The following is a 25,226-nucleotide window of genomic DNA, read 5'->3' as shown; positions in this document are numbered from 1 at the left end:
CGTGGGCCAAATCGTCGACCTCTCGGTGACGATCGGCGAGGAGACGCGCAGTCCACCGTCTGTCGATAAGCCCGTGGAGCTGACCACACACACGATGGACGGCGAGAGCTACTGGCAATCCAGCGAGGTCGACATGCTGCTCCACACCGGCTCGCACGTCGACTTCGAACTCCACACGGTCGAAGAGGGTGAGACGGCCGCCGACGTTTCGCTCGACCGTGTCTGCGGGGACGCCTTCGTCGTCGATCTCTCCGACGGCGGCGAGAACTACGAGATCACACTTGAGGACGTCAGAGAGCACGCTGCGGACATCCAGGAGGGCGACATCGTGCTCATCCGGACCGACTGGGCCGAACAGGAGTGGGGCAACTTCCCCCGGTACTACAGCGACTCGCCGTACTGCGCGCCCGAGGCCGCTGAGTGGCTCGTCGAGAACGGCGCGAAGGCGGTCGGCTTCGACTGCTTTAGCGAGTACCCCGCGCGTCTGGCAGACTTCGAACCCGAGGACTTCCAGATTCACAAGATCATTCTGGAGAACGACGCGATCCTGATGCAACACCTGACGAACCTGTCGGAGCTGCCCGTCGGCGAGCGCTTCCAGTTCTACGGCCCGTCGATCAAGGTCGCAGGTGGCGAGGGATCGCCGGCCCGGTTCTTCGCGGTGCTCGAGGACTGAGCGACCGCAGTCGTTCGGTTCTTTTGACGGCTTCTCGGACCGACGTCGCAGTCTTTATACGCCGATACGGTGCAGTTCGGAACACGTTATGCCGCACCAACCCAGAGTGCTCGTGAGCCAGGTCATTCCCGGTTCGCCCGACGACGTGTGGAAGACGATCCGCGAGTTCGACAGCTTAGACGAGTGGGGACCACTCGAGGAGTGTACCATCGAGGGCGACCACGACCCCGACCAGCTCGGCGCAGTCAGAACGTTTCAGGCCGGCGACCGGACCGTCCGCGAGGAACTCGTCGCCCTCTCAGATGAGGACCGATTCTACCAGTACACGATCGTCGAGGGTGGTGGGGGTAAGGTCGACTACGTGAGCGAACTTCGACTGATTCCGATCACCGAAACCGGCGAGACGCTGGCGCGACAGCACGCCCACTTCGACGTCGAGGGCGTCGAACTCGACGAGGCGAAAGCCCACCTCGAGGACGTCTTCGCAGGAGCGCTGAACTCGCTTCGCGAGCAGTACTCGTAAGCGAACGCCATCGACTTGTCGTCGACTTGGGAACCCGTCTCTCGAGCGCCGGCGCTACTGATCTCGCTCTAGCTGGTCGCCGCCGAACTCGTCGTCGCTCTGGATTCGGGAGGCCTGTGGGCCGTCTTGATCCTGGTACTTCGATCCGCGATCGCTTCCATATGGTCGCTCAGCGGGCGTCTTGAGCTCGGTGAATGTGAGCTGAGAGATACGCATGCCGGGCGTGAGCGCGACGGGCGCCGAACCGAGGTTCGACAGCTCGAGCGTGATCTGGCCGCGGTAGCCTGGATCGCACAGACCCGCGGTCGCGTGGACGACGACGGCGAGCCGGCCGAGCGAGGAGCGACCTTCGACGTGAGCGATCAAATCTGCGGGGATTTCGACGCGCTCGTGGGTCGTCCCCAGGACGAAGTCGCCGGGGTGGAGGATGAAGTCGTCACCCTCGTCGACGATCGTCTCGGTGACGTACTCGTCGACCTCGCGCTCGGAGTTCGGATGGATACAGGGAATGTTCGTTCGCTGGAACTCGAGGAACTCCCGACCGAGCCGGAGATCGACACTTGCCGGCTGGATCTGGAGGTCGGGATCGTCTAGCGGGTCGACGACGAGCTCCCCGTCCGAGAGCCGGTCGAGGATGTCGGCATCTGAGAGGATCATGTGCGGAGAATCGAGCCGGACGATGTAAAACTACATGAAAGCTGTCGCGCGACCTACAGCGCGTCTTCGATCGCCGACTCGATGGCGCCAAGGGACGATTCGACGAGTTGGCCGTCGACGACGACCGTCGGGGTCCCCTCGACGCCGGCCTCGTGTGCTCGATCGCGTTCTGTCTCCAGATCGTCGCGATACGTCCCTTCGTCGACGTCCGTGATGACGGTGTCGTCGTCGATGCCGTATCCTCCGTCGTTGTTGATCTCTTCGACGACCGTCCTGATCGCCTCGTTGGCGTACTGTCCCTGGTGGTCGTAGATCAGCTCTGTGAACGCCCAGAACGCCTCATCGCCGGCCTGCTCATGGACCGAGCGCGCCGCACCCGCGATCCCCCAGGACCACATGTCGTCGACCGGGATCGGAAAGTCGTGGTGCTCGTACCGGATTGACTCGGGGTCGATGTACGAATCACGGATTTCCGGATAGACGTTCTGTTTGTAGCTTCTGCAGCCGCCACAGGAAAAGTCCTCGAAGACCATCACCGTGACGTCGGCGTCGGGGTCGCCGGCGACGGGAACCGGGAGGATGTCCTCCCCGTCGAGGGTTATCTCGGAACCAGTTTCGCCGGTGTCGTCGTCACCGAGACAGCCGGCGAGGGCGAGGCCGGCGGTCCCGGCCGCCGAGGCAAGCACCGTGCGTCGTGTTGGGGTCATCGAACCAGCCTAGCGGTCGGGTCCTGAAATATGTAGTGCGTCACCGCTTTTGGATCTGAGTACGCTGATACCGATCGCCGCCCCTAAATCGCCCGCCGTCGTGGCTCGGGTATGAAACAGGCCATCGTCGCCCGAACCGACATCGGAATGGGAACCGGGAAGCTCGCTGCACAGGCTTCTCACGCCTCCTTGTCTGCCTACGAGAAGGCAGGCAAGCGGGCCCGAAAGCGCTGGAAGGGCGGCGGCCAGAAGAAGGTCGTGCTGAAGGGATCGAGCGAGCGCGAGCTGTACGAACTCTCGGAGATCGCCGAACGCGAGGGGCTCCCCGCCGCCGTCGTTAGGGATGCGGGACACACCCAACTCGAGCCGGGGACCGTCACCGCGCTAGCGGTCGGTCCCGGCGACGAAGAGACGGTGGACCGGGTGACAGGCGAGCTGTCGCTGCTGTAGGGGGCCGGTTGCCGGCACCTCGCAGACAGCGCCTGGCGGCGCGAATCACCGGCGCACCAACGCCTTTTGGCGTTCGACACCAGGAATCGGGTATGACCGACGATCCACATCAGGGACAGCCCGTAGAGCGCGCCGGAGCCGCCCTCGAAGACGCCGCCGCGGCGGTCGTCCTCGTCCACGGGCGGGGGGCCCAGGCCCGAGGGATGCTCAGTTTCGCCGACGACATCGGCCGGGGCGACGTCGCGTACCTGGCTCCGCAGGCCCACCGCCGCACCTGGTACCCCCAATCGTTTCTCGCCCCGACCGAGGCGAACCAACCGTTTCTCGACTCGGCGCTCTCTCGTCTCGAAACCGTCCTCGAGACCGTCGCCGACGGCGGGATACCGCCCGAGCGCACGGTGTTGCTGGGCTTCTCGCAAGGCGCCTGCCTCAGCACCGAGTTCGCCGCCCGGAATCCGCGCCGATACGGCGGCGTCGTCGCACTCTCGGGCGGCCTGATCGGCGACACGCTCGATCCGGATCGCTACGACGGCTCGCTCGAGGAAACCCCGGTGTTCTTCGGCTGTAGCGACCGCGATCCGCACATCCCCGAAGAGCGCGTCCACGACAGCGCCAAGATCTGCGAGGGGCTGGAGGGCGACGTCGAGACACGGATCTACGAGGGGATGGGCCACACCGTCAACCAGGACGAGATGGACTTCGTTCGGGAGCTGGTCGCCTCGGTCGCAGAGGCGTGAGCCGACGCTGAAACGCGCATTTGTCCTTGGCGCGGCTATTTTACAGTGGCAGCCCAATTGCTCCCATGCGCCGCCGAACGCTCCTCGCGGCTGGGACCGGAACGCTCGCGGGACTCAGCGGCTGTGTCGGCGAGCTCCCCTGGAATACAGATTCCGACGAGACCGACGACTCCGAAGTGGAGATCGCCGACGATTCGGGAATTACGGAGGTCGACATCCGCTCTGCGTCACCGACCGTGAGTCCGAACTTAGAAGAACCCCTTGCGCTGTTCGCAACCGACGCAACGAGCGACGAGCGTCCGTTCGGAGTGACAGTCGACTCGCAGTCGGTGCTCGTCCACGCGATCACGTGGGGGTACAGCAGTTGTTACGAGATCGAGGCTCGAGACGTCGAGGTTCTCGACGGGAGCGTTCATCTGACGGTCCGGCGCGTCGAGGATGCGGAGCAGCTGGCAGAGTCCGGTTGTGGTGACAGTATGCCGTCCCTCGCCCTGACCGCCCGGATCACGTTCGCCGACGAGCCCCCGGAGTCGGGGTTGTGTACGTTCTGGGGCCAGGCGGCCGAACTCGAGGCGATCGACCTCGACGACTTCGATCCGTGTACGTACCAGCCGACGTTGAGTGAGTGTGACGATCAGTAGCCACCCCTTCGCGACCCCAGAGCCGAACCGATTTACTCGCCGAGATCCAATCGCCGGCAGATGCGCCCGGCCCACCCCACCGAACGGACCGTCGGCATGCACCACTACGTGAGCGACGTCGACGGCACCGGCGGCCGACTCCGCGCCGACGACGAGCACTTCCGGGTCCGCGAACTCGAGCGGTTTGAGACCCAGCCAGTAGACGCCTCGCCGGACGACTACCCCCACGTTGTCATCCGAGCCACCCTGCAGGGGTGGGATACGAACGACTTCGCGAGCCGCCTTTCGGACGCGGTCGGGATGAGCCGCGAGCGCGTCTCCTGGGCCGGGACGAAAGACAAGTACGCGATCACCACGCAGCTGTTCTCAATCTACGGGCTCGATCCCGAGTCGATTCCGGAGATTAACGGTGTCGAAATCGAGATTGTCGGCCGAGCGGGGCGCTCGCTCGAGTTCGGCGACCTCGCGGGCAACGCCTTCGAACTCGTTGTCAGCGATCCCGACCGGCCGGATCGCGCCGAGCAGATTGCCGCGAAGCTTGCGGCGTTCTCGGGCGCCAAAGACGACGGTGACACTGTCGAATCGGACGACGGCGGGAAAGAGACTGAAACCGCCGGCCCGATCACGGTGGGCGTCCCCAACTTCTTCGGCCAGCAGCGCTTCGGAAGCCGCCGGCCGATCACCCACGAGGTCGGTCTCGCAGTCGCTCGCGACGACTGGGAGGGTGCCGTGATGGCCTACCTCGGTCGGCCCCACGAACGCGAACCCGAGGAGACTCAGGAAGCGCGGGCGTTCCTCGAAGAAGAGCGCGACTGGCAGGCCGCACTCGAGCGATTCCCCCACCGCCTCCGGTACGAACGCTCGATGCTGCACGAACTCGCCGACCGCGTCGGATCGGGCAGGCCGGAGCCCGCCGATTTCCGGGCGGCACTCGAGCGCGTCCCTTCGAATCTGCAGCGGCTGTTCGTCCACGCGGCCCAGTCCTACGCGTTCAATCTGATGCTCAGCGAGCGTCTGGAGCGCGGGCTCCCCTTCGACTGCCCCGTGGCAGGCGACGTCGTCTGCTTTGCGGACCGAGATGCCCCCGTCGGCCTCGAGCTACCGGACGTCTCCCGCGAGCAGCGCGTCGACGAGCGCCGCGTGCGCTCCGTGACCCGCCACTGCGAGCGCGGGCGGGCGTTCGTCACGGCGCCCCTGGTCGGCACGGAGACCGAACTCGCCGACGGTGAGCAAGGCGAGATCGAGCGGGAGGTTCTCGACGACCTCGGGCTCTCCCAGTCGGACTTCGATCTCCCCGGGGAGTTCCACTCGACGGGCACCCGGCGGGCGATCCTCGTCCGGACCGACCTCGAACTCGGTCGGGAGCCGCTCTCACTGTCCTTTTCGCTCCCCAAGGGCTCGTACGCGACGGTACTCTCGCGGGAGTTCCTGAAGGTCGATCCGGTCCACCTGGGCTGACGAGCGCCCCTGATACGGAGTGCGTGTACAGAATCTGTCCTGAAACCCGCGTTCAGTAGAGGCGAACCTCTTTTCGCCTCGGATGCGCTTCGCGCACCGCTCGGCGAAAACCCGTTCATGCCAAAAAGCCGGTCTCGCTCCGCTCGACCGGTGAATCGCGCTCACTACCGGGTCCTTCGGACCGCTCGTTCGCGCGAATGCTCGTGTTCAACTCGCAGCTGTATTCGCCGAGCTACCCGATTCAATTCCATGTTCTTCCCGAATACCGAACTCCTCACCTCCGACAACGAGAGTGACACCGGCCATCCCACCGAAAGATCGATAATCCGGCCGTCGCCTCCACCGGTATGACTCTCCGCCGTCGATCGTACCTCCGCGTGACCGAAGCCGCCCTCCTCCCCGGAACGACTGTCCGATACCACTACCGAACCGGCAGCTCCTTCGCGACCGTCGTCGAGCGGACCGACCGGCTCGTCACCTTCGTCGGCCCCGACTGCGACGGGACGTTCTCGTTCGACCAGATCGACCGCCTGATCGCGGACGATCGCTTAGAGGTCGTTCTCGACGACGCGATTCACGCGCCGGCGGACGAGATCGCGAATCCCTAGCTGGCAACCGAAACGGCGTCGTTTTAGGGCCGGATCCGCTACAGTCGGACGATCAGGGGAATGGAGTGTCGCCACTGCGCCTCGGAACTCGAGAAGCCCGGAGACTTCTGTCTGGTCTGCCGGGAACGGAACACGGAGGCGATCGTTCTCGAGGCTGCACGCGATCGGGCGACGATCACGATGCTCGCTGACGGGGAGACGGTTATCGGCGAGACGACGATTACGACCGTCCCCGAGACGGGTGACGAGGAGGTCGTCGAGCGCCGAAACTTCGCAGAGCTGATCGCGGAGGACGTCCGGCGCAAGCGTCCCGAGGAGATCTACGCCGGCGGGGATCGATCGGTGATTCGGGACGTTCGCGAACTACTTCACTACCCATTCTACCGCGTCGACGGCGAGACGCCCGTCGAGGCGGTGCTCGAACGCCGTGGCGAGCGCGCACTCGACGTCGTCGACCTCCCGCCCGCAGAGAAGATCGGCGGCAGTCACTCGACGCTCATCGGCGGCCGGCGCGGGATCCGAGTCGTCCAGACCGTCGCCGAACATCCCCACGTCAAGAAGGTGATCCCGGGCCCGATCGACGCCGGCGGAACTGGCTCGCAGTCGGGACTCCGGGCGAAAGTTACCCGAGCCGACGACGGCGGTAACGTACGGATGCTCCTGCGTGACGGTTCGAGCGTTCAGGAGAATCGGGTCGTTACGACCGCCTGGGACCGGGAACTCGGCGAGCGCATTCGGGACGATTTAAACGACGTACTCACCGACGAGGAGTACCAGTAGCACGTTCCGCTCGACTGCCTGCCGTACTGGAGAGTCACACGTCGATGGAAGCTACAGTACCTGCTGGTTGTGGGCCCCTTTTCCGACCGGGAGTAATTAGATATCATTACCATGCTCGAACGCGCCGACGTCGTGCTAGCGGCCGTGCCGCTGCTCGCGGTGAGTGGCGTCGCCGCCCGCACGCTGATCGCCGCGACCGGGTTCGGTACCGGTCTGCTCGCTGCCCCGTTAGCTCCCGCGGGGTTTCTGGCTTCGTTCGCGCTCGTCCTTCGGGAGCTGTTCACCGGCCCCGTTGCAGAGCAAGCCGCCGACTGACCGCCTAGCCGATCGACACCACGGCCGACGTTCGAGGCGTCGCGACGGGGCCCTCGCCCTCACCGCGACTGCAGTGCGATCGAGGCGGAATCCGGGTCCGACTCAACAGCTTTATGCCTCCGCTGGCGATAGGTTGCGATACTATGGCCGATACCGGGAGCGGAACCGTCGGTAGCGCCGGTCGCTTCGGCGCGCGCTACGGACGCGTTTCGCGACGACGAGTGAGCGAGATCGAACACGAAATGCGCAGTTCCACGGTCGACGGCGACGACGTCACCCGCGTCGGAACCGGGATCTGGAAGAACGAGGAGACCGGCGAGCTCTTCACCGGCGGCTCCTACCGCCCCGAGACGCCGGCCGGTAAAACCGTCCGCCGCTCGATTCGCGCAGCGCTTGCCGACGACGAGTAACGCACACGGATGAGCTACAAGTGTTCACGCTGTAAGCGCGACGTCCAACTCGACGAGTACGGCGGCGTCCGCTGTCCGTACTGCGGACACCGGGTGCTGTTAAAAGAGCGCAGCCGCGACGTCAAGGAAGTCGACGTCGAGTAGTCCGCCGTGTCTTCTCACGAGGCGATCCTTACCTTCGAGTACGACGCCCCCTCGAGTGCCCACCTCGTCGCCGAGAGCGTCGCCCGCGAGGTCGGCGAGATCGACGACGAGCGTTCGCGCACCGAGATCGACCGCCAGGGGACGACCCTCACGATCACGATCGAAGCCCGAGACGTCATCGCGCTGCGGGCGGCGCTGAACACCTGGTTTTCGCTGGTCGACGTCGCCGAGCGAACGGTAGAAATCGTCGAACCCCAGTAACACAGCCTGCGACGGCTGGCAATGTCTCCTTCCAAATTGCGCTCTGAACTCGCGTATGCCAGATCGGAACCCGACGTGGCTGGGACTCCCACGTCGTCGCAGACCGCTCGTCCTGGCTGGCGTCGCGCTGGGAATCGGCCTGGGCGGCTTCTTCGACGGGATCGTCTTCCACCAGATCCTGCAGTGGCACCAGCTGCTCTCAGCCCACCCGGATCCGAGCGTTGCAAACGACGTCCACCTGAACATGCGTGCGGATGGGCTCTTTCACGCCGTCGCCTGGATCGCGACTGCGGTCGGAATCGCACTGTTACACCGCGCCTGGAAGCGCCCGCGCGTTCGGCCGGACGGACGAACCTTGTTTGGCTCCTGGCTGATGGGGTGGGGACTGTTCAACGTCCTCGAGGGGCTCGTCAACCACCATCTGCTCGGGCTTCACCACGTCTGGCCAGACGGTCCGGGTCCGACGCTCCTCTGGGACGTGGCCTTCCTAATCTGGGGTCTGCTCTTCTTGCTTGGCGGGTACGCGATTGTCCGAACGTCGACTGTGGACGACGCCGTGTCCCAGTGACTCGGCCTGCGTTCCGATCACAAAGCTTGGCTTTATCAGTCCGGAGGGCGTCGGCCGAAGTATGCAAGGCAACCTGCCGCCGGAAGCACAGGAGAAAATCGAGAATCTGCAGGATCTCCAGGAGACCGCCCAGACGGTCGCCGCCCAGAAACAGGAGACCGAGTCCTCGCTGACCGACGCCGAGAACGCCCTCGAGGAACTCGACGAGATCGACGCAGAGACGACCATGTACCGCCAGGTTGGCGAGTTGCTCGTCGAGACCGAGTACGACGCAGCCGAGGACGATCTCTCGGAGAAAGTCGACTCCCTCGAGGTCCGCCTCGAGACGCTCGAGAAGCAAGAAGAGCGCGTCCAGGAGCAGTTCGAGTCGCTTCAGGAGGAACTCCAGGAGCTACTCGGTGGCGCAGGCGGCATGGGCGGCGGTCCGGCCGGCCCGGGCGGCCCAGGCGGCGCGTAAGGAGATCGCGATGACAGACCAGGGATCGAACGCGGCCGCCGACGGCGGACCCGATCCGGGTGGTGCCGACGCAGCCACAGACGAGGCGGAGCCAGCACCCGAGACCGTCGTCCAAACGGCGGCCGAGGCCGCCGAGGGGATCATCTTCTCGGCGTACAAGCAGTCTGCAGTCCGCGATTACGACGTGACTGTCAGCTTCGAAGACGGCGTTCTCGAGGTCGACGTCTACCTCAACGCGCCCGACGACGAGCACGATCCAGACCGGGTCGCAGACGACGCGGCACAGACAGCACGCGACGCGGTCGACGAACTCTTCGACGCGTAATCGTCGTCCGCCCACTTCCGTTTTCTATGCCCACAGAGCGGACGCGCCGGTGTCCGCTTAGAGGGCTTTGACCCAGCCGGGAACGGCGGCCATTTCCTCCTTGTCCTCCCAGCCGTTGTCGCGCAGGTACTCCTCTATAGCCGTGAACTCGAAGCCAAAGCGGTCCTCGAGTGCGTCGAGATCGGCGTCGTAGCCGACCTCGTTGAACCACTCGCACATGACGGTAAACTCCTCGCCGAAGGAGTCGTAGGCGTCCTCGATCGGAACGTGATACGGTTCGACGTCGACGCCCGTGACAGCCGAGAGCGCCTCGGCGGTTTCGGCGAGTGTCAGTTCGTCGCCGGCGAGTTCGATCCGTTCGTCGACGAACTCGTCGGGGGACTCGAACGCGACTGCGGCCGCGTGCCCGACATCAGTCACGTCGATCATCTGTAAGGAGACGCCTTCGGCCAGTGGAAGCGCGATCGTTCCGTCCTCGACGGCGTCCTCGGCGAACGCCTCGAAATTCTGGAAGAAAAACACCGGCTGGAGGACGGTTGTCGGGAGGTCGAGCTCCTGAATGTGTTGTTCGATCTCCCAGGCCGAGTCGAAATGAGGGACACCGGTCTCGCGGTGGTGGCTGCCGACACCGCTGAAGACGAGGTGGTCGATGCCCTCTTCGGCGGCGACGTCGGCGACATTTTTGCCCTGTTCGACCTGGGTTTCGTACCCCTCCGTCCAGAAGTTCGTCACCAGAAAGACGGCGTCGACGTCCCCGAGATGGGGGCGCAGTGAGTCGGGATCGTTCAGGTCGCCCTCGACCATCGTGACGCCGCGGTCTGCGAGCTCTTGGGCTACGTCACCGTCGGCGTCGCGGGTCAGACCGTGCACGTCGAACGCGGCGTCGCTCGCGAGGAGGTGCTCGACGACCGCACCGCCCTGGTTGCCGGTCGCGCCGGTGACGAGGACGCTGGTCATCGCTGCTCACCTGCGTATACTGCCGTCGATTGATAGTCGGCGCGCGTCGAACTGAATCGAACAAGATCTGAGGCATGTGGTTGCATTACGTTACCTGGTTTGGAGGCGAACCCATATATTCGCTCCGCGACAGGAGTGATACCAGCTAACGTCGATGTCAGTACCCCCTCTCGGGGCGATACCACCGCGAAAACCATCTCGTCTCAGAGGGGTTATGCAGACTCGCAGATCTCGAGGAAGTTCTCGAAGACTGCCTCGCCCTCCTCGGTGTGGGCGACCTCGGGGTGCCACTGGACACCGTAGAGGTTGCGATCGGGGTCACTCATCGCCTCGACACCACAGACGTCGCTTCTCGCCGTCCGCTCGAAGCCCTCGGGGACTTCCTTGACCTCGTCGGCGTGGCTCGCCCAGACGCGAGTCTCGGGGTGGAGCGAACCGATGAGCGGATCCGCTTCGTCCGTGACCTCGACGGTGACGTCGGCGTAGCCACCGTACTCACCGCCGCCAACTCGGCCGCCGAGTTCCGTGGCGATGAGCTGCATGCCCAGACAGATACCGAGGACAGGAACGTCTGCATCGAGATACTCCGGCGACCGACCGATCCGGTCCATGTCGGGACCACCCGAGAGGACGACGCCGTCGGCATCGACCTCGTCCGGTGGTGTGTCGTTGTCGACGAGTGCCGCCTCAACGCCGAGGTCTCGCAGCGCTCGCTGTTCTAAGTGTGTGAACTGACCGTGGTTGTCAACCACGACGATCCGAGTCATTACCAGGGAGTAGCCAGTCAGCCGGTAAAAACGGTCCGAAAGTCCCGTTCGGAAGGGGATCGGGCTGTGCCTGCCGGTCGAACGAGACGGGTACGGCGTTCGAATGACAGGAGAAACGGGCGCCCTCGGCGGCGCAACTCAGGCGAACGTCTTCGAGACCTCGCCGTCTTCCTCGGAGTCGGCCTGGACCTTCTCCCAGGCGTTACGGAAGTCTTCCATCCGGATCTCGGTCCGATCGTCGCGGATCGCGAACATCCCCGCCTCGGTACAAATCGCTTTCACGTCCGCACCCGAGGCGTTCTCGGCCTCGACGGCGAGTTCGGCGAAATCGACGTCCTCGGCGACGTTCATTCCTCGCGTGTGGATCTGGAAGATGATCTCGCGGCCCTCCTCGTCGGGCTTTGGCACCTCGATGAGGCGGTCGAAGCGGCCGGGGCGGAGGATCGCTCGGTCGAGCATATCGAAGCGGTTGGTCGCGGCGATGATACGGATATCACCGCGCTCTTCGAAGCCGTCCATTTCACTCAGGAGCTGCATCATGGTGCGCTGGACCTCGGCGTCGCCGGAGGTCTTCGACTCCGTGCGCTTGGCGGCGATGGCGTCGATTTCGTCGATGAAGATGACGGCGGGCTCGTGCTCGCGGGCGACCTCGAAGAGGTCTCGAACCAGCTTCGCCCCCTCGCCAATGAACTTGTGGACCAGCTCGGAGCCCGCCATCTTGATGAAGGTGGCGTCGGTCTGATTCGCGACGGCTTTCGCGAGCATCGTCTTCCCCGTGCCGGGTGGGCCGTAGAGCAAGACGCCGCTTGGTGGGTCGATCCCGACGTCTTCGAACATGTCGGGTTTCTCGAGGGGCATCTCGACGGTCTCGCGGACCTCCTGGAGCTGCTCCTCTAAGCCGCCGATGTCTTCGTAGGAGACCTCGGGACTTTGGGTGACCTCCATGACGCGGGCACGGACGTCGGTTTCGTTAGAGAGCGTCTTGACGATCGAGAGAGAGTTGTTGACCGCGACGCGGGCGTCGGGATCTAGCTCGTCGCGCATCTCGTCTGTAACTTCGGTCACCGCCTCCTGGTTGTTACCGTGCTGTTTGATGATGACGCCGTCGTCGGTCATCTCCTGGACAGTGGCGACAAACAGCGGCGACTGTTTTAGCTTCTTGTTCTCGTGTGTCAGTCGCTCTAGCTTCTGTTGGTACTTGTTGTTCTCGGCGTTCGCATCGAGGAGTTTGTCTCGCATCTCCTCGTTTTGGGACTCGAGGATTTCCAGTCGCTCCTCGAGCGCCCGGATTTTCTCCTGTTGGGACGCCTCGTCCTCGTCGTATGGGAGGTCGACGTCGTCCACGGTGTCGCTCATCAACCGTGCTTTGGGCGCTGGTTCATAAGAGGCTTCGGGTAGATACACTCTCGAAAGAGAATTACTACTAGGTATAATCCGAAACAGAAAATATTATCACTCTGTATTGGATAGGTGGTACTACGATGAGTACCTCAGAGCCGCTCCACCAGGAGCCGACCGCCAGCGGAACGTGGGACGACGTCCGTGATCTCCCGCCGAGTGCGAAACTCGTCGCGAAGGTCTTAGAGTACAACGACACGATGACCCAACAGCAGATCGCCGAGGAGACGCTGCTGCCCGCCCGGACCGTCCGCTACGCCTTGAATCGCTTAGACGAGGAGAACGTCGTCTCCTCGCGCTTTTCGTTCTCTGACGCCCGCAAGCGCCTCTACGCGCTCGACATCGAGAACTGAGACGTCTGCCGCCACACACGCTCTCGAAGACGATCACGCAGAGAGTACTTTCACTCCGGTCGCGGAATCCATTTAGGGCCCACTCTCCAAGGGTGGCGTAGATGACGCGGGTGATACACACGGGCGATACCCACATCGGGTACCAGCAGTACAACGCGCCCGAGCGACGGCAGGACTTCCTCGAGGCCTTCCGGGGCGTCGTCGAAGACGCCGTCGCCGACGACGTCGACGCAGTGGTCCACGCCGGCGATCTCTTTCACGATCGCCGACCCGGCCTCCCAGACCTCCAAGGAACCGTCTCGATTCTCCGAACGCTCGACGAGGCCGACATACCCTTCCTCGCGGTCGTCGGTAACCACGAGCGAAAGCGCGACTCCCAGTGGCTCGATCTCTTCGCCGATCTGGGACTGGCGACTCGTCTCGGAGCCGCCCCCGAACTGGTCGACGACGTCGCCGTCTACGGGCTCGACTTCGTTCCCCGTTCCCGGCGCGAGGACCTCACCTACGAGTTCGAGCCGGTTCCCGAGGCGGCCGAGAGTGCACTTCTCGTTAGCCACGGGCTATTCGAGCCGTTTCCCCACGCAGACTGGGATACCGACCGCCTCCTGGCCGAGTCGACCGTCGACTTCGACGCCGTCCTGCTGGGGGACAACCACACACCCGACACCGCCGAAGTGCGCGACACGTGGGTCACCTACTGTGGCTCCACCGAACGCGCGAGCGCCGACGAGCGCGACGATCGGGGCTACAACCTGATCGACGTCGACGACGAGGTCGCGATCTCCCGGCGCAGCGTCCCTGCTACGCGGGAGTTCGCGTTCGTCGACGTTACGTTAGCGGGCGAGGAGGGCGTCGACCGCGTCCTCGAGCGCGTTCGCGAGTACGACCTCGACGAGGCGGTAGCGATCGTCACCGTCGAGGGCGAGGGTCGGCCGATCACCCCCGCCGCGGTCGAGGAGTGTGCGACCGACCGCGGCGCACTGGTCGCCCGCGTTAACGATCGACGCGACCTGCCCGACGAGGACGAGAGCGTCCGGGTGAACTTCGCGGATCCGGACGACGCCGTCCGGGAGCGCGTCAGCGACCTCGGACTCAGCGACGCCGCCCGTGACATCGACCGGACGGTTAGAGACGACACGCTCCCCGACTCGAACGTCCGCGAGACCGTCGAGCGCCGCGTCAAGGAGCTGCTCGACGACGGAGATCGCGACGCCTTCGAGCCGGCGCCGGAGGCAGCCGACGACTCCCTGTCGACGGCCGGCAGTAGCGATTCCGACGGCGAGACGGGACTCGCAGACGGCGACGCCGATGACGACTCGGATGCCGACCCCACCGAGAGCGACACCGATGAGACTGACGAGGGTCACCCTTCCGAACGCGACACGGCGTCTCGGGACGGAGAGAGCGAGACGACAGCTGACGACGACTCCGGCCACGCCTCGCTGGGTGATTTCGCGTGAAAGTCGATCGCGTTCGCCTGCGGAACTTCAAGTGCTACGGCGAGGCCGACCTCTCCTTGGAGCGCGGCGTCACGGTGGTCCACGGCGTCAACGGCAGCGGCAAGTCGACGCTGCTCGAGGCGGTCTTCTTTGCCCTGTACGGCTCGAAAGCGCTCGACGATCGCACTCTCGACGACGTGATCACCACCGGCGAGGACGAGTGCGGGATCGAACTCTGGTTCACCCACGACGGCCGTGACTATCACGTCGAGCGCCGACTCAAGCTCCGCGGAGACCGCGCGACGACGACCAAGTGCGTCCTCGAGACCCCTGACGAGGCGATCGAGGGCGCTCGTGACGTCCGCCGAGAGGTAACCGAGCTCTTGCGGATGGACGCCGAGGCGTTCGTCAACTGCGCGTACGTCCGCCAGGGCGAGGTGAACAAGCTGATCCACGCCTCGCCGAGTGAACGCCAGGACATGATCGACGACCTCCTCCAGCTGGGCGCCTTAGAGGAGTACCGCGAGCGGGCGAGCGACGCACGCCTGGGCGTCAAGACTGTCTTCGACGGACAGCGAGAGGTCGTCGCGGACCTTCGGGCGCAGGTCGAGCGCAAAGAAGAACAGGACCTCCACGACCAGTTAAACGAACTCGAGTCGAGCCACGCCGAGGTCGTCGCCGAAATCGACCACTTCGAGAGCCAGCGCGAGCAGGCCGTCGAGACGCGTGAGAACGCCGAGATGGTTCTCGAACGCCACGAGGAGACATGCGAGGAGATCGAGACGTTAGCAACTGAGATCGAGGAGCTACGGTCGAAGATTACGGAGACAGAACAAAAGCGCGAGGACGCAACCGAGACGCTTCGCACACACCGGGACCGAGACGAAGCGCTCGAAGCGGAGCGCGACTCGTTGCTCGCAGAGACCGCCCTCGATGATCCCGACGACACCACTCTCGAGAACCGGATCGAAGAGCTCGAAACCCGTGACGAGACGCTCCGAGACGAACTCGAGGACGTTCGGGTGTCGATCACGGAGCGACGCAGCGAGGCCGACCGACTCCGCGAGAAGGCCGCTGAGCTCGAGTCCGAGGCCGAGACCGCCCGCGAGGAGGCAGCCGACCTCGACGCGCGAGTGGCAGACGACGCCGACGCGATCGACGAGCGCGAGACGAGACTCGCGGAGTTCGACGACGAGATCGACGCCGCTCGCGAGCAGTTTGCCGACGCTCCGGTCGCGTTCGGCGAGGCTGAGGCACACCTCGCCTCGCTCGAGGACGACCACGCGGAGATCACGGACACCATCACCGAGCTCACCGCGGAGATCCGGACGGTCCGAAACGCCATCGAGGAGGGTGAGCGACTGCTCGAAGAGGGTAAATGCCCCGAGTGTGGCCAGTCGGTCGCCGACTCCCCTCACGTCGATGTCATCGACGAGCGCCGCGACGAACTGGCCGAACTCGAAGACGAGCGCAAAGCGCGCGAGGCCGAACGCGAGGCGATCACAGACCGGATCGAGACCGCAGAGGCGCTGGTCGACGCCGAGCGCCGGATCGATCGACTCGAAGAGAACCGGGAGAACGTCTCCCAGCTACTCGCGGAGAAACGCGAGGCCATAGACGAGCGCCGCGAGCAGCGCGCGGCGCGCCGAGCCGACGCCGACGAACACGAGGAGGCGGCCGAGAACGCCCGTGAGGAGGCGGCCGAGCTCGCGGAAGCGATCGACGATGCCCGCAGCGATCTCGGCGAGATAAACGAAACGCGCGGTGAGATTCGGGAGGCGCTCGAGACCTTGCGTCGCGTCCGCGAGGTCGCCGCCGAGCGAGACGAGACCAAACGCAAGATTGAGACGATCCGCGAGCGCCGAGCCGACTGGAAGACGATGAACGACGAGCGCCGTGAGCAACTCGCCGCGAAACGCGATCGCAAGCGAGACCTCGAGTCCGAGTTCGACGAGGGGCGCGTCGAGGCGGCCCGAACGGACAAACAGAACGCCGAATCGTATCTCGAGCGCGTCGACGAGAAACTCACGGACCTCGAGGAGCGCCGCGACGAGATCCAGGGGCGGATCGGCGGTGTCGAGGAGAAGATCGACGAACTCGAGCGCCTCCAGGATCGCCTCGACGCGGTCGAGGAGCGATGTGATCGCCTCGAGTCGCTGTACGAGGAAGCCGAAACCTTGCAGACGACGTACGGCGATCTCCGAACCGAGTTGCGACAGCGAAACGTCGAAACATTAGAACGGCTGCTAAACGAGACGTTCGAGCTGGTCTACCGAAACGATTCCTACGACGCGATCGACCTGGACGGCGAGTACCGGCTGACCGTCTACCAGAAAGACGGCGAGGCACTCGAGCCCGAGCAGCTTTCGGGCGGCGAGCGCGCCCTCTTTAATCTCAGTCTCCGGTGTGCCATCTATCGTCTGCTCGGAGAGGGTGTTGAGGGTGCGGCGCCGATGCCGCCGCTGATCTTGGACGAACCGACGGTCTTTCTCGACTCGGGCCACGTCACCCAGCTCGTCTCGCTGGTCGAGTCGATGCGCGAGCTCGGCGTCGAGCAGATCATCGTCGTCAGCCACGACGAGGAGTTAGTCGGGGCAGCCGACGAACTCGTCCGGGTCGAAAAGGATGCGACGTCGAACCGATCGCGCATCGAGCGGGGACAGCCACCAGAGACGGCGCTGCTCTCCTCTGACTAAGTGGCCCTGGTGGTCAATCGGCTCTAGTGTTCACGCTGGTCAGCTCTCTGGGTCGCTGTCAGCCGCTGGTGGGTCTGCGTCGCTCTCGGCACTCCGAACGACGGCGAGCGCCTCTCGAGCGGGTTCTGAAACCTGATAGCCCCGTTCTCCGGAGACGGTCGTCTCGGCGAGCAAATCGGCGGCGACGAGAACGGTGAGCGTTCCGTGGAGATCGCTTTCGCAGTAGTCCGTCGTCGAAAGGAGGGTTCGCACGCCAGTCGGTCCGCGTTCGGCGAGTTCGAGGAGGAGCCCGAGGGTGCGCTCGTCGTGGACGTTCGTCAGAAGCTTCCGTACCGGTCCGTCCACCGCTCGGGCTGCAGTTTCCAAGGGAGAGTCGTCGACGTCCTCGAGCCGGTCGTTCTGGACGTAGCACTCGTCGCCGGTTTCGGGGTCCCGGACCCGGCTGGCGCTGCTCGACCGTGAGAGGAGTACGTATCGGGTTCCGTCGTCGTCGCGAACGGTTCTCATTCGGGGTGGTCGTCTTGTTCGTCGGCTACAGTATCGCTTTCGGTCTCCGGCGCCGCGGTTGAATCCGGAGCGGCTGCGCCCTCGGAGGCCACAGGTCCGTCCGCCTCGGAATCGGATGGACGGTCGTCGGGTACCGGATCGTCTTCGCCCTCGTCGTCTGCGGTCTCGTACTTCTTGTAGCGGCGGTAGGCAAGCCCGAACAACGCGATGCCACCGAGGATGAGCAGGCCCCCACGAGTTACCATCCCCTGGATGACCAGCAACATTGAACCGAGTGAGACGAACAGCACGGCGGCGTTGATCGTGATGACCAGCGTCCAGAACGTTTGGACGACCGCCTTCGAGGCGTCGGAGGCGGACATGTCGACGCCGGACTCGCTCTCGGTACCGACGCTCGGAATGGTGAGTCCGTCGGCGTTGGGATCCTTGAATGCGGCCTCAGGATCGTACTCCTCTGGCTCGTGTTCGCTCGGTTCGTCGGGGAGCACGAGCGAACAGTCGCGGAGTACGGGCAAAAGGATTGGCTTGTGAATTGCTCAGGCGTTCTCTTCGAGCGACATCGCTCGGGTCGTTTCCACCCACGCGAGCGGGTTTTCGGCGTCATAGAAGACGACGCTCTCTTCGGTCTCGTAGCGCTCGATCGTTGCAGTTCCCACGGGTTTCTGACACGGTTCTCGCTCGGCCGCCAGATCGTCGTCGGCTTGGGTGGACACGTCAATCACCTCGCCCCATGCTATGTGTTACCAAGTTAAATGTCTTGTGCCCCCGCAGGTATTGCCGCGTGGCGGTTCGCCAACAGTTCGTCGACGGCGACCGATTGCAGGGGTTTTTATCCGGTGGCTTCGAATCCGGAATCCATGACAGAGGCGGGACAGACCGGGCTCGCGGAGTTCGCCGCCGACGAAGACGAGCGCCCAGCAGAGGAAGCTGCGGCCGTCGCGGGCCGGGGTGGAGCAGCAGCTGAGGTAATCGATGTCGTCGAGGAGACGCTTCCCGAAGCCGAGGGAGCGGTCGAACTCGCCGTGATGCAGGTCGACTACACCATCGCGGGCTACGGCGACGAGGAGCAGCCGATCGTTCACGTCTTCGGACGAACTGCCGGTGGGGAGCTAGAGCACGTCCAGGTCGTCGGCTTCCAGCCGTACTTTTACGCCCCGACGGAGAGCCTGGATCGCCCGCCTGAGAAATCCCACGACCGCCTCACCGGTAGCGAGGAGGTCGACGAGAACGGCGAGCCCTACGAGAGCATCCGGGGGGAGAAGTTGACGAAAATCTTTGGCCAGACGCCCCGGGATGTCGGGCAAGTTCGGGATGACTTCGAGCACTACGAGGCGGACATCCTCTTCCCAAACCGACTGCTGATCGACAAAGACATCAGAAGCGGCGTACGCGTCCCCGAACGCCGCGCCGACGACGGCTCGCTGGTCGTCCCTCACGCCGAACTGGAGGCCGTCGCCGTCGACGCCGATCCGCGAGTGCTGACCTTCGACATCGAGGTCGACGACCGCTCGGGCTTTCCCGAAGACGGCGAGGAGCCGATCGTCTGTCTCACCAGCCACGACTCCTACCGCGACGAGTACGTGATGTGGCTCTACGAGGCCCCGGTCGGCGACGGCGAGAGTCCGGCCGAGATTGGAGACTACGAACCGATCGAGGGCGAGATCGATCACGAGGTCCGCAGCTACGAGGAGGAAGGGGCGATGCTCGAGGCGTTCGTCGACTATGTCGTCGAGACCGATCCGGACGTTATGACGGGCTGGAACTTCGAAGACTTCGACGCGCCGTACTTCCTCGACCGTCTCGAGGAACTCGCGGGTCCACACCACGAGTACGACCTCGAAATCGACCGACTCTCCCGAGTCGACGAGGTCTGGCGTAGCGGTTGGGGCGGTCCCGACATCAAGGGGCGCGTCGTCTTCGACCTGCTCTATGGCTACCAGCGGATGGTCTTCTCCGAACTCGACTCCTACCGGCTCGACGCCGTCGGCGAGGCCGAGTTAGGGGTCGGCAAGGAACGGTATCCTGGCAAGATCGGGGACCTCTGGGAGGACGACCCGACGCGGCTGCTCGAGTACAACCTTCGGGACGTCGAACTCTGCGTCGAGCTCGACCGCCAACAGGAGATTATCCCCTTCTGGAACGAGGTGCGCTCGTTCGTCGGCTGCAAGTTAGAGGATGCGCCGACGCCGGGCGATGCGGTCGACATGTACGTCCTCCACGAGGCCCACGGGCGATTCGCGTTGCCCTCGAAAGGGCAACAGGAAGCTGGCGAGGAGTACGAGGGCGGTGCCGTCTTCGACCCCATCACGGGCGTCAAGGAGAACGTCACCGTACTGGACCTAAAGTCGCTGTATCCGATGTGTATGGTGACGATCAACGCCTCGCCGGAGACGCAGGTCGATCCCGACAGCTACGACGGTGAGACCTACACTGCGCCAACCGAGCCCGAAGAGACCCACTTCCGAACGGAGCCCGACGGGATCATGCGCGAGATGATCACGGAACTGCTCGCCGAGCGCGAGGAGAAGAAGGAACTGCGAAACGAGCACGATCCCGGCTCGCGAGCCTACGAGCAGTACGACCGCCAGCAGGGGGCGGTGAAGGTTATTATGAATTGTTTCACGCCGGACACTGAGGTTCTGACCCCTGCTGGTGTCCGCGAAATCACCGACCTCGAAGTCGGCGACGAGGTCTACTCACTCGATCCCGAGACGGAAACGGTGGAGGTCAAACCCGTCGTCGAAACACACGCGTATCCCGACTACAACAACGAGTTGATCGACATCGAGACGAGCAAAATCGACTTCCGGATCACGCCGAATCACCGGATGCTCGTCCGTAAGAACGAGACGAACGGGATCTCCGAGGACGGGTACAGCTTCGTGGAGGCTGGCGATCTCGACCGAGCGACGAACTACGAGCTTCCCCACGATTGGGAGGGGCCGACCGGCGAAGAACTCGAGACGGTTGATCTCACCCGGGTGATCGATGGCGAGTATGAGGTATGGGTTCGGCCATCCGTCCACGGTCACACGTTTACCGCGGAACTCGGCTGGACGCCTCGTCGTGTTCCCAAAGCTGACGTCGGTAAGACCGGCTATGTCTTTACGGCAGCAGAGTTCGAGGAGCACCGCGAGTACATCGAGGAAGTCTGTGAGATGAGCTTCGTTCACCGCGAATCTGGCCGAAAGTGGATTCCACGAACCTACGACGGCGACGACTTCCTCGACTTGCTGGCCTGGTTCGTAACGGAGGGGAACGTTTACACATCCGAAGACAAGCAGTTCGGCGAGAACTTCCGCGGGTCCGCGACGACAGTGAAACTGGCACAGGACAAACTGCCGATTACTGACGGCGGCGTCGACCACCACGCGACGATCGGTGATCTCCTCGACGAGATGGGATTCGACTACTACGTCGACGATCGTTCCTACACGGTTACATCGAAACTGCTCGGCACGCTCCTGACGTCACTCTGTGGCGAGGGGAGCTTCGAGAAGCAGATCCCAAAACTCGTATTCAACTGTAGCCGGCGTCAGAAGCGACGCTTCCTAGATGTCCTCATCGACGGGGATGGCGACCGACAGGTCAACTCGTGGCGGTACACGACGTCCAGCGAGACGCTTCGAGACGACGTGCTTCGACTCTGTACCCACCTCGGACTGACAGCGAGTTACAACCGCGACAGCGGTTCGTGGCGAGTCTATGTCACCGAAGGGACGAAGAACACGCTCCGAATGCACCGAAGCTCCTCACAGAGTACAGCTGAGAACGGCGTCTACTGCGTCACCGTCGCGGACAATCACACGCTGCTTGCTGGTCGGAACGGGAAATTCCAGTTCGTCGGCCAATCGTTGTACGGCGTTTCGGGATGGGATCGATTCCGCCTCTACGACAAGGAGGCCGCCGCGGCGATCACGGCTACCGGTCGTGAGGTGATCGAGTTCACTGAAACGGCGGCGAACGAACTCGACTACACCGTTGCGTACGGCGACACTGACAGCGTGATGATAGAGCTCGGTGCCGAGGTCGAGAAAGCCGAGGCCATAGAACAGTCGTTCGAAATCGAGGAGTACCTAAACGAGCGGTACGACGATTTCGCGCGCGAGGAACTCGACGCGGAAGTCCACCGCTTCCAGATCGAGTTCGAGAAGCTGTACCGGCGGTTCTTCCAGGCCGGCACGAAGAAGCGCTACGCCGGCCACATCACCTGGAAAGAGGGGAAAGACGTCGACGACATCGATATTACCGGATTCGAGTACAAGCGCTCCGATATCGCCCCGATTACCAAGGAGGTCCAACACCGCGTCATCGAGATGATCGTCCGCGAGGGCGACGTCGAGGGCGCCAAGGAGTACGTCAACGGGGTCATCGAGGACGTCCGCGCGGGTGATATCTCCCTCGAGGAACTCGCGATTCCGGGCGGGATCGGTAAGCGACTCGATGACTACGACACAGACACGGCCCAGGTTCGGGGTGCCAAGTACGCCAACCGGTTGCTCGGAACGAACTTCCAGCGCGGGAGCAAGCCCAAACGCCTCTATCTCGACCGAATCGACCCGGCGTTCTTCCGTCAGAAGGAAACTGAAGATGGACTCGATCCCCAGCGCGACCCGATCTACGGGGCGTTCAAGCGTGATCCAGACGTCATCTGCTTCGAGTACGAAGACCAGGTTCCGGAGGCGTTCGCGGTCGACTACGACACGATGCTCGAGAAGACGCTGAAAGGACCGATTGCTCGCATTCTCGAGGCGCTCGACGTCTCCTGGGAGGAGGTCAAATCGGGCCAGGAGCAGACCGGACTGGAGAGTTTCATGTGAGTGTCCGTCGTCGACTTGCCGTTCCCTGGTGGTGAACTCGGCTGTCCGAAAGCGGAAGATCGTTTTCGATCACAGAAAATTTATTCTCGCATCGAGAGTAGATCCACTCAGATACGAAACTGTTATTACTGGGTCGACCCACGTTTCTGACGACAGAGAGAATCGTACTATGGCACGCCTAGAGCTTCGAAACCTGCACGCAAAAGTCGCAGAGGGAGACGAGCAAATCCTACACGGTGTCGACCTCGAGGTCGAGACGGGTGAGATCCACGCACTGATGGGACCGAACGGGTCCGGGAAGTCGACGACGGCGAAGATCGTCGCCGGCCACCCGGCCTACGAGGTCACTGAGGGAGAGGTCCTGATTCACCTGGGAGAAAACGAGTTCGGCGACGAGGTCGACATTCCGGAGGACAAGCGCACCTGGAGCCTCCTCGACCTCGAACCGAACGAGCGCGCCGCGCTCGGCGTCTTCCTCGGCTTCCAGTATCCAGCCGAGATCGACGGCGTCACGATGACGAACTTCCTCAGAACTGCACTCAACGCCAAGATCGACGAGCGCGAAGAGCTGTTCGAGGAAGACGAGGGTGAGGACGACGAAGCGGAAGAAGAAGCTGGCTTCGAGACCTCCCCGATGGAGGGGAACGTCGACGACGGCGAGGTCGGCGTCGCCGAGTTCCAGGAGATCCTTTCGGAGAAGATGGAACAGCTCGACATGGACGAGAAGTTCGCCCAGCGGTACCTGAACGCGGGCTTCTCCGGCGGGGAGAAAAAACAGAACGAGGTGCTCCAGGCCGCGATCTTAGAGCCCTCGGTCGCCGTGTTAGACGAGATCGACTCCGGGCTGGACATCGACCGACTGCAGGACGTCTCGAACGGGATCAACGCCCTGCGCGACAACGTCGGTACGGGCATCCTCCAGATCACCCACTACCAGCGTATCTTAGATTACGTCGAGCCCGACCACGTCCACATCATGCTCGACGGTAAGGTCGTCAAAAGCGGTGACGCCTCGCTGGCAGCCGAGCTCGAGGACAAGGGGTACGACTGGGTCCGTGACGAGGTCTACGGCGCCGCGTAACCAAATCCAGCTAGAACAACCGTAATAACGCTACAGCCGTAAATACGACTACATCAACTATGAGTTCCGAACAAGACCACCTCAAAGAAACCAACACCGAAGACCGCTTCGAGTTCAAAAACGAACACGAAGCTGCCCTTGTCTCGGAGAAGGGGCTAAACGAGGAGACGATCCGCCTCATCTCCGACGATAAGGACGAACCGGACTGGATGTTAGAGCGCCGCCTGCGCGCGCTCCGACTCTTCCAGGAAATGCCGATGCCGACCGACTGGCCTGGACAGCCGGATCTCTCGGAAGTCGACATCAACGACATCGTTCCCTACATCCGCCCAGACGTCGAGGCCCGCGAGGGGACCGACGACTGGGAGAACCTTCCCGATGAGATCAAAGACACCTTCGACAAACTCGGCATTCCGGAAGCCGAGCGCGAGGCGCTCTCGGGCGTCGGCGCCCAGTACGAGTCCGAGGTCGTCTACCAGAACATGCAAGATCAGTGGGAGGAGAAGGGGGTCATCTTCATGAACATGGACCGCGCGGTCCAGGAGCACCCCGAGATCGTCAAGGAGTACTTCATGACGACCTGCGTCCCACCGAGCGACAACAAGTTCGCCGCGCTCCACGGCGCCGTCTGGTCTGGCGGCTCGTTCGTCTACGTCCCCGAGGACGTGACGGTCGAGATGCCAGTGCAGGCGTACTTCCGAATGAACTCCGAGGGGATGGGCCAGTTCGAGCACACGCTCATCGTCGCCGAGGAGGGCTCGGAGGTCCACTACATCGAGGGCTGCTCGGCGCCGAAGTACTCGGCGTTTAACCTCCACAGCGGGGGCGTCGAGGTCTTCGTCAAGGAGGACGCTCACGTCCAGTACTCGACGGTCCAGAACTGGTCGCGAAACACCTACAACCTGAACACCAAGCGTGCCATCGTCGAAGAAAACGGCACGATGGAGTGGGTTTCGGGCAGCATGGGTTCGAAGGCAACCATGCTCTACCCGTGTTCGATCCTCAAGGGTCGCGGCGCGACGGACACCCACATCACCATCGCGTTCGCCGGCGAGGGGCAGAACATCGACACCGGCGCGAAGGTCTACCACAACGCGCCCGAGACGAAGTCGACGATCGAGTCGAAGTCGATCTCGAAAGACGGCGGCCGCACCAACTACCGCGGCCTCGTCCACATCGCCGACGGCGCGGAGAACTCGAGCACCGCCGTCGAGTGTGACGCGCTGATGTTCGACAACGAGTCCACCTCCGACACCATGCCGTACATGGAGATCGAGGAGTCGAAGGTCGACGTCGCCCACGAGGCGACGGTCGGGAAGATCGGTGACGAGGACATCTTCTACCTCCAGAGCCGCGGTCTGGACGACGACGACGCCAAGAAGATGATCGTCGCCGGCTTCATCGAGCCGATTACGGAGGAACTGCCGATCGAGTACGCGGTCGAACTCAACCGCTTGATCGAACTCGAGATGGAGGGGAGCCTCGGATAAT

The 25,226-nt window shown here is 63.5% G+C and carries 29 protein-coding genes; 21 read left to right on the top strand and 8 right to left on the bottom strand.

Going from position 1 to position 25,226, the window contains the following annotated elements; translation table 11 throughout:
* The first annotated feature begins 1 nt into the window (after position 1).
* Together OB905_03470 and OB905_03465 are read left to right on the top strand one after the other, a co-directional pair.
* Positions 2-676, top strand: coding sequence for a cyclase family protein (locus OB905_03470; protein MCU4925046.1), 675 nt, complete (start codon positions 2-4; stop codon positions 674-676).
* Positions 677-764: 88 nt separating this feature from the next.
* Positions 765-1,199 carry an SRPBCC family protein gene (locus tag OB905_03465; protein ID MCU4925045.1) on the top strand — a complete coding sequence of 145 codons (435 nt, stop codon included), beginning with the start codon at positions 765-767 and terminating at the stop codon, positions 1,197-1,199.
* Positions 1,200-1,253: 54 nt separating this feature from the next.
* Here the strand turns inward: OB905_03465 and dcd are convergent, their stop codons facing one another.
* A complete protein-coding gene (gene dcd / locus OB905_03460; GenBank protein MCU4925044.1) occupies positions 1,254-1,856 on the bottom strand; it encodes a dCTP deaminase in 603 nt (200 codons plus the stop codon).
* 53 nt (positions 1,857-1,909) lie between these two features.
* A complete protein-coding gene (locus tag OB905_03455; protein ID MCU4925043.1) occupies positions 1,910-2,563 on the bottom strand; it encodes a DsbA family protein in 654 nt (217 codons plus the stop codon).
* Between the two features lie 111 nt (positions 2,564-2,674).
* Between OB905_03455 and pth2 the strand changes: the two genes are divergently transcribed.
* The 13 genes from pth2 to OB905_03390 all read left to right on the top strand — a co-directional run bounded on the left by pth2 (position 2,675) and on the right by OB905_03390 (position 9,717).
* Positions 2,675-3,013, top strand: coding sequence for a peptidyl-tRNA hydrolase Pth2 (pth2, locus tag OB905_03450; protein ID MCU4925042.1), 339 nt, complete (start codon positions 2,675-2,677; stop codon positions 3,011-3,013).
* Positions 3,014-3,105: 92 nt separating this feature from the next.
* A complete protein-coding gene (locus OB905_03445; GenBank protein MCU4925041.1) occupies positions 3,106-3,750 on the top strand; it encodes a dienelactone hydrolase family protein in 645 nt (214 codons plus the stop codon).
* Between the two features lie 65 nt (positions 3,751-3,815).
* Complete coding sequence (locus OB905_03440; protein MCU4925040.1) at positions 3,816-4,391, top strand: hypothetical protein; 576 nt, start codon at positions 3,816-3,818, stop codon at positions 4,389-4,391.
* Between the two features lie 60 nt (positions 4,392-4,451).
* The gene (gene truD / locus OB905_03435; protein ID MCU4925039.1) at positions 4,452-5,849 is read left to right on the top strand and encodes a tRNA pseudouridine(13) synthase TruD; all 1,398 of its coding nucleotides are present in this window, start codon (positions 4,452-4,454) and stop codon (positions 5,847-5,849) included.
* 347 nt (positions 5,850-6,196) lie between these two features.
* Positions 6,197-6,457, top strand: a complete 261-nt coding sequence (locus OB905_03430) for a hypothetical protein (GenBank protein ID MCU4925038.1) — start codon at positions 6,197-6,199, stop codon at positions 6,455-6,457.
* Positions 6,458-6,517: 60 nt separating this feature from the next.
* The gene (locus OB905_03425; protein ID MCU4925037.1) at positions 6,518-7,237 is read left to right on the top strand and encodes a DUF2103 domain-containing protein; all 720 of its coding nucleotides are present in this window, start codon (positions 6,518-6,520) and stop codon (positions 7,235-7,237) included.
* Between the two features lie 111 nt (positions 7,238-7,348).
* Positions 7,349-7,552 carry a hypothetical protein gene (locus tag OB905_03420; protein MCU4925036.1) on the top strand — a complete coding sequence of 68 codons (204 nt, stop codon included), beginning with the start codon at positions 7,349-7,351 and terminating at the stop codon, positions 7,550-7,552.
* Positions 7,553-7,695: 143 nt separating this feature from the next.
* Positions 7,696-7,962 carry a 50S ribosomal protein L37ae gene (locus OB905_03415; GenBank protein MCU4925035.1) on the top strand — a complete coding sequence of 89 codons (267 nt, stop codon included), beginning with the start codon at positions 7,696-7,698 and terminating at the stop codon, positions 7,960-7,962.
* 9 nt (positions 7,963-7,971) lie between these two features.
* On the top strand, positions 7,972-8,106 hold the full coding sequence (locus tag OB905_03410; protein ID MCU4925034.1) for a DNA-directed RNA polymerase subunit P: 135 nt from the start codon (positions 7,972-7,974) through the stop codon (positions 8,104-8,106).
* A gap of 6 nt (positions 8,107-8,112) precedes the next feature.
* Positions 8,113-8,367 carry a KEOPS complex subunit Pcc1 gene (locus OB905_03405; protein MCU4925033.1) on the top strand — a complete coding sequence of 85 codons (255 nt, stop codon included), beginning with the start codon at positions 8,113-8,115 and terminating at the stop codon, positions 8,365-8,367.
* Between the two features lie 55 nt (positions 8,368-8,422).
* Entirely contained in the window at positions 8,423-8,935 is a 513-nt protein-coding gene (locus tag OB905_03400) for a DUF2243 domain-containing protein (protein ID MCU4925032.1), read from the top strand.
* Positions 8,936-8,996: 61 nt separating this feature from the next.
* Positions 8,997-9,392 carry a prefoldin subunit beta gene (locus tag OB905_03395; protein ID MCU4925031.1) on the top strand — a complete coding sequence of 132 codons (396 nt, stop codon included), beginning with the start codon at positions 8,997-8,999 and terminating at the stop codon, positions 9,390-9,392.
* Positions 9,393-9,402: 10 nt separating this feature from the next.
* Positions 9,403-9,717: a DUF3194 domain-containing protein gene (locus OB905_03390; protein ID MCU4925030.1), complete on the top strand. Its 315-nt coding sequence runs from the start codon at positions 9,403-9,405 to the stop codon at positions 9,715-9,717.
* A 57-nt stretch (positions 9,718-9,774) separates the two neighbouring features.
* On the opposite strand, the gene OB905_03385 is transcribed toward OB905_03390, so the two are convergent.
* The 3 genes from OB905_03385 to OB905_03375 all read right to left on the bottom strand — a co-directional run bounded on the left by OB905_03385 (position 9,775) and on the right by OB905_03375 (position 12,797).
* Positions 9,775-10,674, bottom strand: a complete 900-nt coding sequence (locus OB905_03385; GenBank protein MCU4925029.1) for an NmrA/HSCARG family protein — start codon at positions 10,672-10,674, stop codon at positions 9,775-9,777.
* Between the two features lie 212 nt (positions 10,675-10,886).
* Positions 10,887-11,441, bottom strand: coding sequence for a GMP synthase subunit A (locus OB905_03380; protein ID MCU4925028.1), 555 nt, complete (start codon positions 11,439-11,441; stop codon positions 10,887-10,889).
* A 138-nt stretch (positions 11,442-11,579) separates the two neighbouring features.
* Complete coding sequence (locus tag OB905_03375; GenBank protein MCU4925027.1) at positions 11,580-12,797, bottom strand: proteasome-activating nucleotidase; 1,218 nt, start codon at positions 12,795-12,797, stop codon at positions 11,580-11,582.
* Positions 12,798-12,922: 125 nt separating this feature from the next.
* On the opposite strand from OB905_03375, the gene OB905_03370 reads away from it, so the two are divergent.
* The 3 genes from OB905_03370 (at position 12,923) to rad50 (ending at position 17,327) form a co-directional block, all read left to right on the top strand.
* Positions 12,923-13,192, top strand: a complete 270-nt coding sequence (locus OB905_03370; protein ID MCU4925026.1) for a winged helix-turn-helix transcriptional regulator — start codon at positions 12,923-12,925, stop codon at positions 13,190-13,192.
* A 101-nt stretch (positions 13,193-13,293) separates the two neighbouring features.
* Positions 13,294-14,652 (top strand): DNA double-strand break repair protein Mre11, encoded by a 1,359-nt coding sequence (gene mre11 / locus OB905_03365; protein ID MCU4925025.1) that lies wholly within the window; start codon positions 13,294-13,296, stop codon positions 14,650-14,652.
* Complete coding sequence (gene rad50, locus OB905_03360; GenBank protein MCU4925024.1) at positions 14,649-17,327, top strand: DNA double-strand break repair ATPase Rad50; 2,679 nt, start codon at positions 14,649-14,651, stop codon at positions 17,325-17,327. The genes mre11 and rad50 overlap by 4 nt, the downstream gene beginning before the upstream one ends.
* Before the next feature lie 39 nt (positions 17,328-17,366).
* On the opposite strand, the gene OB905_03355 is transcribed toward rad50, so the two are convergent.
* From OB905_03355 to OB905_03345, 3 genes are read right to left on the bottom strand one after another with little or no spacing between them, the layout of a single operon-like run.
* Entirely contained in the window at positions 17,367-17,834 is a 468-nt protein-coding gene (locus OB905_03355; GenBank protein ID MCU4925023.1) for a hypothetical protein, read from the bottom strand.
* On the bottom strand, positions 17,831-18,322 hold the full coding sequence (locus tag OB905_03350) for a hypothetical protein (protein MCU4925022.1): 492 nt from the start codon (positions 18,320-18,322) through the stop codon (positions 17,831-17,833). Before OB905_03350 ends, OB905_03355 begins: the two co-directional genes overlap by 4 nt.
* A gap of 48 nt (positions 18,323-18,370) precedes the next feature.
* Complete coding sequence (locus OB905_03345) at positions 18,371-18,556, bottom strand: hypothetical protein (protein ID MCU4925021.1); 186 nt, start codon at positions 18,554-18,556, stop codon at positions 18,371-18,373.
* A gap of 135 nt (positions 18,557-18,691) precedes the next feature.
* Between OB905_03345 and OB905_03340 the strand changes: the two genes are divergently transcribed.
* The 3 genes from OB905_03340 (at position 18,692) to sufB (ending at position 25,225) form a co-directional block, all read left to right on the top strand.
* A complete protein-coding gene (locus tag OB905_03340) occupies positions 18,692-22,654 on the top strand; it encodes a Hint domain-containing protein (GenBank protein ID MCU4925020.1) in 3,963 nt (1,320 codons plus the stop codon).
* A 169-nt stretch (positions 22,655-22,823) separates the two neighbouring features.
* Complete coding sequence (sufC, locus tag OB905_03335) at positions 22,824-23,735, top strand: Fe-S cluster assembly ATPase SufC (protein ID MCU4925019.1); 912 nt, start codon at positions 22,824-22,826, stop codon at positions 23,733-23,735.
* 59 nt (positions 23,736-23,794) lie between these two features.
* Positions 23,795-25,225, top strand: coding sequence for a Fe-S cluster assembly protein SufB (gene sufB, locus OB905_03330; GenBank protein ID MCU4925018.1), 1,431 nt, complete (start codon positions 23,795-23,797; stop codon positions 25,223-25,225).
* Position 25,226: the final 1 nt, after the last annotated feature.

It is taken from the genome of Halobacteria archaeon AArc-dxtr1, from assembly GCA_025517425.1.
Lineage (GTDB): Archaea > Halobacteriota > Halobacteria > Halobacteriales > Natrialbaceae > Halostagnicola.
Note: the sequence above shows the minus strand (reverse complement) of the source record. Positions and strands in the feature narration are given on the sequence as shown.

Excerpts from the sequence above, each read along its gene's own strand:
- OB905_03375 (MCU4925027.1), bottom strand. The coding sequence starts at position 12,797 with ATGAGCGACACCGTGGACGACGTCGACCTCCCATACGACGAGGACGAG.
- OB905_03425 (MCU4925037.1), top strand. The coding sequence starts at position 6,518 with ATGGAGTGTCGCCACTGCGCCTCGGAACTCGAGAAGCCCGGAGACTTC.
- OB905_03390 (MCU4925030.1), top strand. The coding sequence starts at position 9,403 with ATGACAGACCAGGGATCGAACGCGGCCGCCGACGGCGGACCCGATCCG.
- OB905_03420 (MCU4925036.1), top strand. The coding sequence starts at position 7,349 with ATGCTCGAACGCGCCGACGTCGTGCTAGCGGCCGTGCCGCTGCTCGCG.
- OB905_03410 (MCU4925034.1), top strand. The coding sequence starts at position 7,972 with ATGAGCTACAAGTGTTCACGCTGTAAGCGCGACGTCCAACTCGACGAG.
- mre11 (MCU4925025.1), top strand. The coding sequence starts at position 13,294 with ATGACGCGGGTGATACACACGGGCGATACCCACATCGGGTACCAGCAG.
- sufC (MCU4925019.1), top strand. The coding sequence starts at position 22,824 with ATGGCACGCCTAGAGCTTCGAAACCTGCACGCAAAAGTCGCAGAGGGA.
- OB905_03465 (MCU4925045.1), top strand. The coding sequence starts at position 765 with ATGCCGCACCAACCCAGAGTGCTCGTGAGCCAGGTCATTCCCGGTTCG.
- OB905_03430 (MCU4925038.1), top strand. The coding sequence starts at position 6,197 with ATGACTCTCCGCCGTCGATCGTACCTCCGCGTGACCGAAGCCGCCCTC.
- sufB (MCU4925018.1), top strand. The coding sequence starts at position 23,795 with ATGAGTTCCGAACAAGACCACCTCAAAGAAACCAACACCGAAGACCGC.
- OB905_03455 (MCU4925043.1), bottom strand. The coding sequence starts at position 2,563 with ATGACCCCAACACGACGCACGGTGCTTGCCTCGGCGGCCGGGACCGCC.
- OB905_03380 (MCU4925028.1), bottom strand. The coding sequence starts at position 11,441 with ATGACTCGGATCGTCGTGGTTGACAACCACGGTCAGTTCACACACTTA.
- OB905_03340 (MCU4925020.1), top strand. The coding sequence starts at position 18,692 with ATGACAGAGGCGGGACAGACCGGGCTCGCGGAGTTCGCCGCCGACGAA.
- OB905_03400 (MCU4925032.1), top strand. The coding sequence starts at position 8,423 with ATGCCAGATCGGAACCCGACGTGGCTGGGACTCCCACGTCGTCGCAGA.
- pth2 (MCU4925042.1), top strand. The coding sequence starts at position 2,675 with ATGAAACAGGCCATCGTCGCCCGAACCGACATCGGAATGGGAACCGGG.
- OB905_03370 (MCU4925026.1), top strand. The coding sequence starts at position 12,923 with ATGAGTACCTCAGAGCCGCTCCACCAGGAGCCGACCGCCAGCGGAACG.
- OB905_03440 (MCU4925040.1), top strand. The coding sequence starts at position 3,816 with ATGCGCCGCCGAACGCTCCTCGCGGCTGGGACCGGAACGCTCGCGGGA.
- OB905_03445 (MCU4925041.1), top strand. The coding sequence starts at position 3,106 with ATGACCGACGATCCACATCAGGGACAGCCCGTAGAGCGCGCCGGAGCC.
- OB905_03355 (MCU4925023.1), bottom strand. The coding sequence starts at position 17,834 with ATGAGAACCGTTCGCGACGACGACGGAACCCGATACGTACTCCTCTCA.
- OB905_03395 (MCU4925031.1), top strand. The coding sequence starts at position 8,997 with ATGCAAGGCAACCTGCCGCCGGAAGCACAGGAGAAAATCGAGAATCTG.
- OB905_03385 (MCU4925029.1), bottom strand. The coding sequence starts at position 10,674 with ATGACCAGCGTCCTCGTCACCGGCGCGACCGGCAACCAGGGCGGTGCG.
- dcd (MCU4925044.1), bottom strand. The coding sequence starts at position 1,856 with ATGATCCTCTCAGATGCCGACATCCTCGACCGGCTCTCGGACGGGGAG.
- OB905_03415 (MCU4925035.1), top strand. The coding sequence starts at position 7,696 with ATGGCCGATACCGGGAGCGGAACCGTCGGTAGCGCCGGTCGCTTCGGC.
- truD (MCU4925039.1), top strand. The coding sequence starts at position 4,452 with ATGCGCCCGGCCCACCCCACCGAACGGACCGTCGGCATGCACCACTAC.